13 protein-coding genes are annotated in these 13,160 nt (G+C 59.7%); all 13 read right to left on the minus strand.

Translation table 11 applies throughout. The features are described from left to right. Positions 1 to 164: 164 nt before the first annotated feature. A complete protein-coding gene (locus ACKOED_RS15410; protein WP_408917563.1) occupies positions 165 to 734 on the minus strand; it encodes a transglycosylase SLT domain-containing protein in 570 nt (189 codons plus the stop codon). Then, complete coding sequence (locus ACKOED_RS15415; protein WP_408917508.1) at positions 682 to 1,896, minus strand: flagellar hook-length control protein FliK; 1,215 nt, start codon at positions 1,894 to 1,896, stop codon at positions 682 to 684. The genes ACKOED_RS15410 and ACKOED_RS15415 overlap by 53 nt, the downstream gene beginning before the upstream one ends. 701 nt (positions 1,897 to 2,597) lie before the next feature. Next, entirely contained in the window at positions 2,598 to 3,779 is a 1,182-nt protein-coding gene (locus ACKOED_RS15420; RefSeq protein WP_408917509.1) for a hypothetical protein, read from the minus strand. A 17-nt stretch (positions 3,780 to 3,796) separates the two neighbouring features. Then, on the minus strand, positions 3,797 to 4,939 hold the full coding sequence (locus tag ACKOED_RS15425) for a flagellar motor protein MotB (RefSeq protein ID WP_408917510.1): 1,143 nt from the start codon (positions 4,937 to 4,939) through the stop codon (positions 3,797 to 3,799). Next, entirely contained in the window at positions 4,936 to 5,559 is a 624-nt protein-coding gene (locus tag ACKOED_RS15430) for a hypothetical protein (RefSeq protein WP_408917511.1), read from the minus strand. The genes ACKOED_RS15425 and ACKOED_RS15430 overlap by 4 nt, the downstream gene beginning before the upstream one ends. Beyond that, a complete protein-coding gene (gene fliF, locus ACKOED_RS15435) occupies positions 5,556 to 7,238 on the minus strand; it encodes a flagellar basal-body MS-ring/collar protein FliF (RefSeq protein WP_408917512.1) in 1,683 nt (560 codons plus the stop codon). The genes ACKOED_RS15430 and fliF overlap by 4 nt, the downstream gene beginning before the upstream one ends. Before the next feature lie 81 nt (positions 7,239 to 7,319). Continuing rightward, positions 7,320 to 8,246 carry a flagellin gene (locus tag ACKOED_RS15440; protein WP_408917513.1) on the minus strand — a complete coding sequence of 309 codons (927 nt, stop codon included), beginning with the start codon at positions 8,244 to 8,246 and terminating at the stop codon, positions 7,320 to 7,322. Between the two features lie 216 nt (positions 8,247 to 8,462). Continuing rightward, positions 8,463 to 9,389: a flagellin gene (locus ACKOED_RS15445; RefSeq protein WP_408917514.1), complete on the minus strand. Its 927-nt coding sequence runs from the start codon at positions 9,387 to 9,389 to the stop codon at positions 8,463 to 8,465. A 203-nt stretch (positions 9,390 to 9,592) separates the two neighbouring features. Continuing rightward, positions 9,593 to 10,516, minus strand: coding sequence for a flagellin (locus ACKOED_RS15450; protein WP_408917515.1), 924 nt, complete (start codon positions 10,514 to 10,516; stop codon positions 9,593 to 9,595). 152 nt (positions 10,517 to 10,668) lie between these two features. Further along, entirely contained in the window at positions 10,669 to 11,412 is a 744-nt protein-coding gene (fliP, locus tag ACKOED_RS15455; protein WP_408917516.1) for a flagellar type III secretion system pore protein FliP, read from the minus strand. Continuing rightward, positions 11,409 to 12,008 carry a flagellar basal body-associated FliL family protein gene (locus ACKOED_RS15460; protein WP_408917517.1) on the minus strand — a complete coding sequence of 200 codons (600 nt, stop codon included), beginning with the start codon at positions 12,006 to 12,008 and terminating at the stop codon, positions 11,409 to 11,411. Before ACKOED_RS15460 ends, fliP begins: the two co-directional genes overlap by 4 nt. A 15-nt stretch (positions 12,009 to 12,023) precedes the next feature. Beyond that, positions 12,024 to 12,734: a flagellar basal body L-ring protein FlgH gene (locus ACKOED_RS15465; protein ID WP_408917518.1), complete on the minus strand. Its 711-nt coding sequence runs from the start codon at positions 12,732 to 12,734 to the stop codon at positions 12,024 to 12,026. Further along, positions 12,731 to 13,132, minus strand: coding sequence for a MotE family protein (locus tag ACKOED_RS15470; RefSeq protein ID WP_408917519.1), 402 nt, complete (start codon positions 13,130 to 13,132; stop codon positions 12,731 to 12,733). The genes ACKOED_RS15465 and ACKOED_RS15470 overlap by 4 nt, the downstream gene beginning before the upstream one ends. Positions 13,133 to 13,160 lie beyond the last annotated feature (28 nt).

Genomic DNA, 13,160 nt, shown 5'->3' on the forward strand with positions numbered 1-13,160 from the left:
CCTTACAAAGAATCGGGATCATACTAGAGTTGTTCCAACGACAATATTGCTCAAACTACTTCAGAGACGCAGGATATGTTGACGTCTTATAGAAAAATGCTCTAGCCATTTCCGTCAATTGATGCAGGGCTGGTCACAGCCATTTAAGAACAGCGCCAACACCTCTATTTGCAGAATGCACGGGACTCTTGCGTCCAGTTTCCAAATCCTGTGACGACAAGGTTTCGGATAACGGCGCAAATATAACGTTTCTGCGCCGGATCGTTGTCGGGACCCGCATGATAGCGCGCAACCGCCATCGTCCAGCTTCCTTCCCGCGCTTTCAACTGCTTCAAGAAACGCGCCGCATAGCGGACATTGGCCTGAGGATCGAGCATCGCGGAAACCGATTCGAACTCTCCGCCATGATAAAAATGATTGATCTGCATACAGCCAAGATCAATCAGTTTTTTCCCAGACGCTCTCGCTTTGATGAATTCAGCGACCGCCTGCCGCCGCGATGACGCGAAGACCGGCCGCCCCTCGATATTCAGGGCATATGGACTTAAGGCGCCGTTGCGGCCTGTTTCAGTGAGTCCGACCGCATACAGAACACCCAGCGGTACGTTTTCGGAATTGGCGGCCGACGCCATCTCCCGCTCGCAGACATTCGCCGCCGACTCTCCGGCGCAAGCCGCGTAACTAAACCACGAGGCCGGTATCACGATTGCCAGTGCGGCCAGCTTCTTTATCATCATCGCTCTTTTCCGGAGCAAAAAGATGCTCGTTCGTTCCCGGCGGCGGCCTGCGGTCCGAGCCAGGTTCGCCGCCGCTTGGTGCGGCAAAACCGCTGCTCTGCCCGGAACCCGCCATCGGCTGATTTGGCGTCTGCGCAGGTTGATCGCGCACCGAAATCTGAACCGCGGCGACAGCCTCTCCGGAGAGAGCCAGACCAAGCCGGTCTTGCAAGAGAGCGACATCCTGTTGCAGCGTCCTGGCTGTCTCCTCCGAATTGACGGAGATATGAACAACAACGTCAGTGGACCGCCGCCTCAATGTGACTTCAACATCCCCGAGAGTTTCCGGCTGAAGACGAAGCCTGAGAACCGTCATACCGGTTCTACCGCCAGGACCCGCGTCCGCCAGAAACCCGGCGCCGCTGTGGTGCGTCTTCCCCGTCAATCCTGGAGCCTCACCGGACACATGCGATAGGATTTGCTCCGCTGGCGCCAGCAAAACCGCCGGGGAAGGAGCGGCATTCGCGGCCCCCGGCCGCGTCTCAGCGCGGGCCAAGAGCACATCCTCAAGCTTGGACGGCGTGGAGACTTTTCCGCCGCCGGTGACCGACGCCGGAACCGCGGCGGGCTGGACGCCGAGTTCGCTGGCCTTCTCCGCTGTTCTCGCCGCCTGCCTCGGCGTGGTCAGGCGGCCAGACTGCTTGCCTGCATCTCCACCCCGGTCCTGCACAGTGAATGGAAACCGTTGCGGCGGCGACGCCGGATCCGCGGCCGGCCGGCGGTCCTGAGCGTCAAGCGCCGCAACCTGTGCCAGGAGCTTGGCGGCGGGCCGGGCGGCATCAGCCGCGCCAGCAGGCCCCAATAGGGGAGGATTTCCAGGTACTTCAATGAGCTTACCGGCCTCACCGCCTGGCTTGCTGACCGCGGCCTTGGTGCTGGTGGTGCTGGCATCTTGCGCTCTGCCAAGGGCTCTGGCGTCAGAGACTACGGGTGCAGGCATAGCGCGATGGATCAGGCTGAGCCTGTCTCCAACAACCACGCTCTCCTTCGCCGGTAACGCCGGTTGCAGCGGTTTCAGTTCAATGAAGCGATCTGCCTTCACCTCAGCGTTGGCAGGAGGGACCCCATAACGGCCGTCGCCGGTCTCCCGCCCGAGGGTTATGGGTTTGTCAGTCAACAAGACGAGAGGCTCAGAACTGGACAAAGGTTGCAGGATCTCGGTAGGCGAAGGAACCTGGACTTGCCGGTCGCGGCCCAGAGGAGAGTCCACAGCGGCCGGCATTGCCGCGCTCAGCGCCAGCGGCTGTGGCGCGGGTGGCAGGATAACTTCGCCCGTCACTGCCGGGATAGGGGCCATTACCTTAGGGGCCGACGCCGGAAGCTCGCTGTTTCCGGCCCTGGTCACTCCGGCATCCTGGGCGGCAGGGTGTTTGAAGACCTGCAAGCTCCCGGCTCCGGCCGACGCTTGCTCCCGCCCAAAATTGTCGCCTACCAGCATCTCAGCTATCCAGCACCCTTCAGGGCGCGCTATCGCAACCGGCGGCGGCGGGGCTGCTGAAGCTGCCTCAACATCATCGCCGGCTCCGTCCGCCGGAATCTCCAGCGGCCCCGTCCCGCCAGCGGCCTCGTTTGCCGGAGACGCCGTGGCGGCATCGGGGAGTAATTGCCTCTCCACAAGATATCCAACGCCATTCAAGGGCGTGGGGAGCTGATCCGCCCTGCCGGATTCATCTGGCTCCGGCCCGGCTGAGGCCGTTGTCTCTTCGCCGGACGCCAGCACTGCGTCAAATCCAGCCGCATTCCCGGTTTGGGCCCGGGGCGAGGCTGGCTTAGGCATTCTTTCCGAGCCACCAGCATCGGCCGGCTGCACTACTCCAATGTTCATGACCGCGCCTGATCCAGCAAGCCGCTTGCCTCTCTCAGAAGAGCATCGCCCCTCTCGAGCAGCGGCACCGGTTCCTGTTGCTCACTGTTGCCACCGTTCGCTTTCGACAGCGGCGCGTTCAGACTGCGACCGATCGTCGTGGCTGCCATCAGCAGGGATTTCTCGACAGGATCAAGTTTGTCCTGGACGATCTGACTGAGCGCCTCCAGCCTGCGCCCGTCATCAGCGGTTGCGACGGCATAGAGGTTCGCGTAGAGCTGCGCCGTTTGATATTCGGAGCTGCCCGGATCCGCCAAGATCCGCAATTCTCCCGCCGCTGCCTGCGTCAGCTGTTGTTGCCCCGCCAAGGCAGCTTTCCGTGCCAAACCAAGATAGACGGCGCTGCGCCTGTCCTCCGGGAGCTTGCGCACGCAGGATTTCAATCGCTCCAGCCGCGGCAAAGGATCCTTGAACTCCCAGGCGGCGAAGGCGCCGGTAATGTCTTCCCAGAACGGCTCGCCGTAAAGTGAGTTCGGAAATCTGCGGCAATAGCGGTCAAGCCGCGTGAAGAAAGGCTCTTCCTTCCTCGCCTGAGCGAAGCCGAGTGCAGACCGGCGCAAGGCGGACTCCTCGACAAGCGTGCCAGGCATTGCAGCGATTGCGTATTGAAGGTCCCGCTGCTGAAGCGATTGGTCGTCCGCCAGGGTTACGGCGCGCGCGAGGGCAATCCGGCCAGACAAGAACGCAGGTAACGAACTGATAGCCACGGCCGAAAAGATGCTCAGAGCCGCGTCTCTGTCGCCACGCATGTAGGCCGCACAGGCTTCGAGCAATCTCCTCTTGCCGCCGGTGAGAGCCGCCGAGGCCAAGAACCGGTCAACCACCTCCGGGTTCCCGCCGCTCAGCGCATAGCCGGCGATGTGAAATGCAAGATCGTCAGCATCTTCGACTTCGGCTTCAAGGAGCTGCTTGCCAATTTCTGTAAGGAGGTCCTTTTGCCTGGGCAGGGATTGCGCCACGCCCATCGCGCTCTCGTCCTGAAGGCGGAATAGAGTTTCGATGAGCAGCTGCGAAGCGAGCACCGCCTCGCTCCGCGGAGGTGCAGAAGATACCGTCTCGGGGAGCGGCATCGCAGGAGAGTTTTCGGGCTCCTCGGCCTGCGTTGGCCCGCACAACAGCGGCAGAAAGGCAAGCGCCATTACGCGAAACACAATCCTCATGGCTTCGGCATCTGAATGAAGAACTGAATGCGCCGGTTCTCCGCCGCCAGCGGATTGCCGGCGTTCAAAGGCTCCCTGTCTGCGACACCTTCAACACGAAGAATACGGCCATCTTCAAGGCCGCCGCGCAGCAACATGTAGCGGGCAACCTGCGCCCGGGCCGCCGAGAGCTGCCAGTTATCATAGTACCTGTTTCGAAAAGGTCGCGCATCGGTGTGTCCGCGCACAAAAATTCCGCCAGGGACGGTCTGGATGGCCTTCGCAATTGCGGCAACAAGCCTTAACGTCTCAGGCTCGGGCTCAGCGGAGCCAGCCTTGAACATTTCGAACTTTTCGCTTTCTGTCAGACTTATCACCAGCCCGTCACCGGTTGTCTTGACGTCAACAGAGCCGCCGAGTTCTTTCTCTGGCCGGCCAAGCGCCGCGGCAATGTCGGCAAGCAGCTTCTGGGCCTGGTCAAGCCCCGCGGCATCCCTGGCGTCCACCTGCGGCTCTGCCGGTTTTTCCGCCGGGCTGGACGACGCCTCAACAGACTCTGAGGCGCTCAACTTGCCCGAACTTGCTGCCTGCTCATTCTGCTGACGCTTTATAGCGCTATCCTCGACGGCGGGGGCAACGGGAACCGCTTCCTTCTGCCAGCTCTTTGGATCAAAGGGGTCGCCGATACCAGGGTTCGACTTGTCGGTGACTGCCGCCGGCGCAGGGTCCTCGACATCGCCCGCCCGGGAGCCAACGTCCCTGCCGCCAGCGCTCTTACGTTCTATGGCATCCAGCGCGACGGGCGGATTGGACAGAAGAGCGGCGTCTTCCGCAACATCCGTGGCCACTCCTGGCGGCTGGCCGTTTCTTCTGTCAGTTTTCTTCTTGGAGTCTTCGACATCGGCGGTGTCGATAACGCTGCGGGCGCCCGTCGTCGAATCCGTCAGCTTGATAGGATTGAAGTAGTTGGCAACCTGGGTCTTTACCTCCTCGTTTGAGGCGTTAATCAACCACATGACGAGGAAGAAAGCCATCATGGCCGTGACGAAATCAGCATAGGCGATCTTCCAGCTGCCGCCCTTGCCGCCAGCGCCGTCATCCGGCGGCTTGCGTCTCACAATCACAATTTCCGGCGGGTTGCCGCCCGCGGTTTCGCTCATCGGCCGCAGTCCATGACTGAGGCCAGCCACGTCGCCGACAGCTCCTCAAAGCGGGAGCGCAGCGGGCCGCAAACAAGCGCTATCTCGGCAGAATCCCGGAGTTCCGCGGGGATTCCGCGCGCGGCGAGACCCTCGGCAAGAGGGCCATGGAGCTCCCCGGGAGCGTGGATGACAAGCCCCAGATCGCCCGGGTTGGACGCCGCTGTTTCAATAAGCTTAACGAGCTCATCAATCGCCGACCGCCTTATCTCCGCGCTGATGAACGGCGCCAGCGCATCCATCAACGCGCATTCAACATCGGACTTGATCTCCGAGGTCATGCGCGCCAGGCCCTCAGCCAGCGCCTGGACGGCAGCGGCTGCGGCGCATTCGATCAGCTCGCGCTCCCTTTCCCGGAATTCGTTCCGTTCCCGCTCCGCTTGTTCCCTGGCGTGCCGGAGAGCATCCTCAAGTTCCGCCAGTTGCTGTGCGGTAGCGCCGCTTGCGTCCGTCGCGGCGGGCGCCGCCGGCTCTGGCTCCGCGGGCGCGCAGTCAAGCGCGTCATCGCCGCTCATTAACGCAAACGCAGGGGCGGGTGGCGCCTCAGCGCCGCCCTCAAGCCAACGGGCGAGCGGAATCATGCGGCGCGCCCGGCCGGCTCATCGAGCCACTGCTTCAGAACTTCCACGGCCCGGTCAGGATCGAGTTCCACGATCTTCGCGAGACGGTCCTTGGGACTGTTTGATACCTCTCGCGCGAGACTGTCCAGCACGGGATCGGCTTCCGCACCCTGAAGCTGGGGCATGGCAAAGTTGTCAAGGGCCGAGGTGGACAGCGACATGTCGGCTATAGGCATGCCGGCCGAATCGCCCGGGAGTCCGGGAGGAGAAGCCAGCTGCAGCCCGCCCTGCGGCTGATCGTTCATGATCATCTTGAGCGCCGGGCGAAGCCCGAGCAGAAGGACCAGCACCGTGATCAGCAGCAAGACTCCCGTATTGATCAGCAGCGGCAAGTGGCTTCCCAGCCAAGCTACCAACCCCTCGCTGTCTTCCGGCAGCCCGCCGCCCAGGTCGTCGAGGAAATCCACTGTCGTGACGGTGATCGTATCGCCACGGCTTTCGACGAAACCCGCCGCCGATGTCGCCAGCCCCCTAATCTCATCGATCTTGGCGGAGACCGCCGCCTCATCAGGGCTGTCGCCCAAGCCGCGCGTCAGAACCGACCTATTGACGACGACCGCCACGGACAGCCGTTCGATAGAGTAGCCGTCCGATGTCGTTGAGGTCGACCGCGAGTTAATCTCATAGTTCGTGAGTTCTTCCTTGCGGTCCTTGCGTTCGCTTGACGTGTCTCCGGCCGGATTCGCGGCCTGCTCGACCGGAATGTTCTGTTCTACGGTAACTCCTTCGGCGTTTGCCGCATTCTGCGCCTCGCCGCTCTCCTTGATCGTCCGCATCGACCGCTCAACCCGGGAATTTGGATCGAATGTCGTTTCGTTGATCTGCCGCCGGTCGGTGTTCAACTTGGCGCTAACGCTTACGCGCAAATTGCCCAATCCAACGTAAGGCAACAGGGTGCGGCCAATTCTTGATTCTAGATCAGCGGAAATTGAGCGCTCCAGTCCGATTTGTTTTTCGGGCGCGGCTGACGCCGGATCATCAGTCGATAGCAGCAGCGTTCCATCGGCGCTCATTACAGTTACCAGATTGGGCGCCAAGCCTGGAATTGCGGCAGCCACGAGGTGGCGGATTGCAGAAGCCGCCTGCGCGCCCATGTCGCCATCGGCGCGGATGATTACGGATGCGGAGGCCTGGTCGTTTCCGCCCCGGAAACTGCCCTCGCTGCGCAATGCAAGATGAACGCGCGCGGCTTTCACGCCGTCAATCAGTCTGATCGTCCTCGCAAGCTCGCCTTCGAGCGCTCTCACCTTGGTGACTTGCTGCATGAACGTTGTCAGGCCAAGGGAGCCCAGCTTATCGAACAGCTCATAACCGGCGCTGTCGCTCTTCGGCAGACCTTTCTGAGCAAGCAGCATCCGGGCTTTCGCGGCTTGCCCGAACTCGACGAGAACAGCGTCTCCAGCGGCGCTGACATCGAACGGAATACCCGCATCATCGAGCGCGGCGCCAATTCGCGTGATATCTTGGCTTTCGAGACCCGAATAGAGAACCTCTTGCTGCGGGCGGCTCAGATAGTAGCCGCTAACTCCAACCAGAATGAACACTGTCAAACCGGTGAGGCCAAGAGCGATCAGCCGCTTTCCGCCAAGCGCGCGAAGACCTTCCAAGAGCCTCTTCAACGTCTCAAGAACGTTCTTCAAGCCTACCTCTGCCGCCGCCGAACATACAGATCAATCCTGCCATCAAACCGATGGCGTGGCTGTTTCACCCGGGGCTTTTGGTTAACCCTTGAAGAGCGCGAGAATATTCTGGCTGTTCTGGTTTGCGATGCTGAGTGACTGGATGCCGAGCTGCTGCTGCACCTGCAACGCCTGAAGCCTGGTGGATTCTTCGTTCATGTCTGCATCCACAAGAGTGCCCACGCCGCGGGTAATCGCATCCATCAAGGACGAGACGAAGTCCTGCTGGAGGGTTACACGCTGCTTGACGGCGCCAAGGCTGGCGGCAGAATCTGTCATCTTCGAGACTGCCCCATCAACCCATGCAATCATCTGCTCAAGATCCTCGATATCAGCTTGGGAGTTTGTCAGCGCCGCTATATTGAGGGTTGCAACTGAGTATTCGACGCCGCCATTCGTGGCCGTATCCTTAAGATCGAGAATTCCAGACTGATCTGCGGCGTCGTAGAGCTTCATGGTCTGGATGCTTACTGTGATGGTGCCGATCGCGATTTCGCCATTCGAGCGGGAAAAGGACGCCACGATTGTCTTTGTATCGCTGTAGCCGGCCTGGGACGAATCAACGGAGATCCAGTTCTCACCGCTGAATACCGACGTGCTGCCGATACTGACCAGCTGACGCTGCAGCTCGGTGATTTCAGACTGGATCTTGTCGCGATCAACGCCAGGTTGCCGGGCCGCGACAAGCTTGTTCTTGATTTCCTTGACGGCCTCGATAGCGCTGTTCATACCGGTATAGGCGACATCAATTGTCGCGGAGCCCAGTCCAAGGGCGTCCTTTACGGTTGACAGCGCGCCGGTATCCGAGCGCATCGTGGTGGCGATTGACCAATAGGCGGCGTTATCCTCGGCTTTTCCAACACGAAGGCCAGAAGAAATCCGGGTCTGGGTTTCATCCAGCTTTCGAATCGTAGCCGTGAGGTTCTGTAACGCGGTCATTGCAGACCCGTTGGTCAATAAACTGGCCATTTCGGATGCCCCTGAGGATATTCGGTTGGGAAACACATCCCGGATCAAGGCCGGCCGGCGGTATTGGCATCATGCCAAGGCGCGCTCCTGAAGCGGCACCGCCACGGATTTGTTAATACGGTTATGGTTAGCGATTGGTTAAAATTCCAAACATCAGAAAAATCGGCAAAAAAATAGCGTCCATCCCGGTCAGGGAGGGACGCTTGTTCGCAGGCCTTAGCCGCGGAAGAGCGAGAGGATCTGCTGGGTATTCTGATTCGCGATGCTCAGCGCCTGCACGCCCAGCTGCTGCTGAACCTGCAGCGCCTGGAGACGGGTAGACTCATCGTTCATGTCGGCATCCACGAGCGTGCCGACGCCCCGGGAGATCACATCCATCAACGCGACGATAAACTCTTTTTGCATGTTTGTCCGCTGCTTCACCGCGCCAAGATTACTGGCCGCAGTCGTCATGTCCAGAAGCCCATCGTCAACCCATGCGATCATTTGCTCAAGGTCTTCGAGGTCTTCGTCGGTATCCATCACGCTGGAGATATCGAGTGTCAGAACTGAGTATGTGACGCCGCCATTAGCCGTTGTGTCTTCCTTATCAAGGATACCAGACTTGTCCGCCGTATCGATCAGTTCACTCGTCGTAAGATCAATGGAAATGGTGCCGATGGAGACCTCGCCGCCACTTCTTGAAAACGACGCGACGATCGATTTTGACGAATTGTACCCGGTTGCCGACGAGTCGACGGAAAGCCAGTTTTCACCAGAAAAGACGGATGTTTCGGCGATGCTGAGCAGCTGATTCTGCAGCTCGTCGATTTCCGCTTGAACCTTTTCCCGGTCGATGCCCGGCTGGCGGGCGGCTACCAGCTTGTTCTTGATCTCCTTGGTGACCTCGATGGCCTTGTTCATACCGGTATAGGCAACATCCAGCATCGCGCCACCAAGGCCAAGAGCATCCTTTACGGTCGATAAGGCGCCATTATCAGAACGCATGGTCGTTGCGATCGACCAGTACGCGGCGTTGTTCTCCGCTTCCGCCACACGGTAGCCCGTCGAGATGCGGGCCTGGGTGATGGACAGCTGCTTGTTCGTCTGGTTGAGACTCTGCAATGCCGTCATTGCAGAGGTGTTTGTCATGATACTAGCCATGAGGCTGTTGTCCCTTGGAACACGATACTGACGGGGACATCCGGGATACGCGTCCGGCGAGGCGGTGGCGGCATCATGCCTGAGCGGAGTCTTTCCGCTTCCGCCTCAAACCGGTAAGGTAAAGCGATAACCTTGCCAATCGATTAATCAAAAAAGACGGCGGCCCAGGAAAGGGCCGCCGGAGAAAACAATGGAAACGGGTGTCAGCGGAACAGCGACAAGACCATCTGGCTGTTCTGATTGGCGATGCTCAGCGCCTGGATGCCAAGCTGCTGCTGAACTTGGAGCGCCTGAAGCTTGGTGGACTCTTCGTTCATATCGGCGTCGACCAGAGCTCCGACGCCCTTGTCAATGGCCGTCATGAGCGCCGAAACGAACTCTCCCTGGAGCTTCGTTCGCTGCTTGATGGCGCCAAGATTGCTTGCAGCCGTCGTCATCCCGCCGATTGTTTCGTCAACGTAGGCGATCATCTGCTCCAGGTCTTCGAGATCATCGTCAGTGTCGGTGAAGGAGGAGATATCAAGATTGGACACAGAGTATTCGAGACTGCCATTGGCAGTCGTGTCTTCAGCATCCAAAAGCCCGGACTGATCATTCGCATCGAAAAGCTTTACCGCGCCGATATCGATCGAAATCGTGCCGATTGATACTTCGCCACCACTGCGGGAGAAGGACGCAATCATGGTCTTTGTCGCGTTGAAGCCCGTGGCGCTCGAATCCACTGACAGCCAGTTCTCACCCGAGAAGACGGAGGACTCTGCGATACTCTGGAGCTGGTTCTGAAGCTCGGCAATCTCGGCCTGTACCTTTTCACGGTCAATGCCAGGCTGCCGCGCAGCCACCAGCTTGTTCTTGATTTCCTTGGTCACGTCTATGGCGCTGTTCATGCCGGTGTAGGCCACGTCAATCGTCGCCGAACCCAGCCCGAGAGCGTCCTTGATAGTCGAAAGTGCGCCGCGGTCCGACCGCATAGTTGTCGCTATCGACCAATATGCAGCGTTGTCTTCCGCGCTCCCGACCCGGTAGCCGGTGGAAATCCGGGACTGCGTTTGACTGAGGTTCCGGTTGGTGGTCGTCAGGCTCTGCAATGCCGTCATTGCAGACTGGTTGGTGATAATGCTGGTCATAAGCCAATAGTCCCCTTACCCTTACGCGACAAACTTCTTGCAATTCCGGTCTGTGACCGGCGGGACGAGACTGCCTCATGCGAAAGGAACACTCCTCCTCGTCGACGCCAAGACTAGCGGCGATTCTGCTACTATGCGCCTAAGGGAAGGGGTTAAGGGACGATGAAGGAAGCAACCAGGCTTCCGGCGAGAAGACTCCAACCATCGATGAGGACGAAAAAGAGCACTTTGAAGGGCAGTGATATTACCGTTGGCGGAAGCATCATCATGCCCATGGACATGGTTAACATCGCCACGATGAGATCGATCACAAGGAATGGAAGCGCAATAAGAAAGCCAATCTCAAAGCCTCTCCTAAGCTCCGAGATCATAAAGGCTGGAACCAGGATGCGAAGATCGACTTCTCCTTCGTCTTGCACGGCGATGTTCCGGTCCTTGGCCAGCTGCTCAAACATCGCAAGGTCCTTCTCGCGGACATTCTTGAGCATGAAGGCGCGGAATGGAGCCGTGATGCGGCCGTAAGCTTCCTTCTCGCTGATTTGGGAAGCCATGTAGGGGTCAAGGCCTTCGGTCTTTGCCTTTTGAAAGACAGGCGCCATGATAAAAAAGGTCAAAAACAGGGCTAAGGAAACCATAACAAGATTTGCGGGTGTGCTCTGAAGCCCCAGTCCGGACCGCAGGAATGAAAAGGCAATGACGATTCGGGTGAAGCTCGTCACCATGATGAGCAGACCCGGCGCGATGGACAGCACGGTAATCAGGGCCACGTACTGAATGATGCGGCCCGCCACCGTGGGATCGCCCTGCGGCAGCAATGTGCTTAGGTCCACCTGCTGCGCTCCAGCTTGGCCGGTTGAGATTAACAGCAAGAACAGAAAGAGCGCGAGAAGCTTCATTCGACCACAAGTCCATGAATGAGAACGCCCTGCACCTCGCCGCTGGACAGGGCTTTCAAGGTTTCGTTCAGGTCATGCCGCAGGGAGAGAAACCCGGATGGGCCTTCGATGTGGGCGAGATTGACGGTTCTCAGATAGGCGAGGATCTGTTCGCCGGCGCGCTCCGCAAGCTGCTCCACGGGAACCTGCGATTCGGCCTTAACGAGAATCGCGCCCTCCAAACGGATCCATTTTTCCCTCGGGCTGCCGAGGGTTGTAAGAACAGGCGAAAAGGGCACCACGGTGACGTCCTTTGGCGCCGGCTGGTCTTCATCTTCAGGCGGTTCTCCGTCGCCTTCCGCCTTGGTTTCGTGAGTGGCGCCAGACCCATGCGCGTCCGCCGCCGCTGTTTCGGTGGCGGTGTCTGACTGCTTGCCGCTTGCCGCCTCCTGCGCCGGCGTGGAGTCGGAGGGCGCCATGGCCTGGCCGCTGTTCGCCGGCGGCTTCAACAGCACGCCCACGGCGAAGCCAACGCCCGCTCCCATTAAGGTCAGGAGAAGGATGACGACGAGTGTCGTCAGAAGTGTTTTGTTCTTCCCTGAGGCGTCATCCGCCACTGCGAAAACTCCGCGCTAGAAAGGAGAGACCCGGTCCCAGAGCTGTTGGCCCCAGCCAGGCTGCTGCACCTCGCTTATGCGGCCCTTGCCACCATAAGAGATCCTGGCCTCGGCGATGCGCTCATAGGAAATTGAGTTGTCCGGCGAGATGTCAACGGGCCTCACAAGACCGGAGACATGCAAGACCCGCTGTTCAAAATTGACCTCGATCTCCTGACTCCCTTCAATAAGAAGATAGCCGTTCGGCATCACGCGCGTGACCATTGCGGCCACAGAAAGTTCGATCTGCTCGGAGCGGGCCGTGGTGCCCTGCCCCGCGCTGCTGGTATTCGAGTTGCCTTTGGCACGTCCATTGAAGTCCGCTTCGGCAACTCCAAAAATGTCGTATCCGAATTCGACTTTTCCGTCGGCAGACGACTTGCGACTCCGGTTTGACGTGCTGTTGAGCGTGGCCTGGTCATCAACGGCGATTCTGATGGTCAGCAGGTCGCCCCGCTGGCTGGCGCGGGCATCCCGGAAGAAGTCGGCGTTTCCGCCAATCCAGCTTCTTGGCGGCTCGGCCAGCGCTTCGACTTCCGCAATGGCCGGCTGATCCGCGGTCGCGCCGATATTCTTGCCAACTGGCGAGAGCTTTGGCGCAACATTGAAATCCTCGATATCAGCGGCGCATGCCGAAAGCAGAGCCGCGCTCGCGAGAACAAAGATAGCCCTGATGCTGTCGCTCAATTCGCGGTCTCTCCGGCGGGTGCGGCAGCGGCGATCTCGCGCACGAGGCGCGCAGCCAGTTCCGGCCGCATTTCGTCTAGTATGGCGCTGGCCTGCCTCGGCTTCAGCTGCCTTAGGACTGACGACGCCAGCCGCGGGTCGACCTTGTCCATTTGGGCCGCGGCGGCGGCGGGGTCCATGCCCGCGTAGATCTCCACCAACTCCGCTCTGGCGAGGTTGCGGAGTGCTTCGCGCCGGTCGATCTGCGCCTGAAGCTCGGCCTTCGCATTCTCGAGATCCTCAAGCCGCTTCTCGACATTAGTCTGAAGCTCGCTGAGCGCTTGCATCTGCCTGGCGATGCGCTGTTCTCCCGCGAGATCGGACACCGCGGTGCAGTATTCTTCTATGATCGCTTCCATAGATTTGTCTTCGGAAGCGGCTGCATCG

This window comes from Aestuariivirga sp., assembly GCF_046093005.1.
Lineage (GTDB): Bacteria > Pseudomonadota > Alphaproteobacteria > Rhizobiales > Aestuariivirgaceae > Aestuariivirga.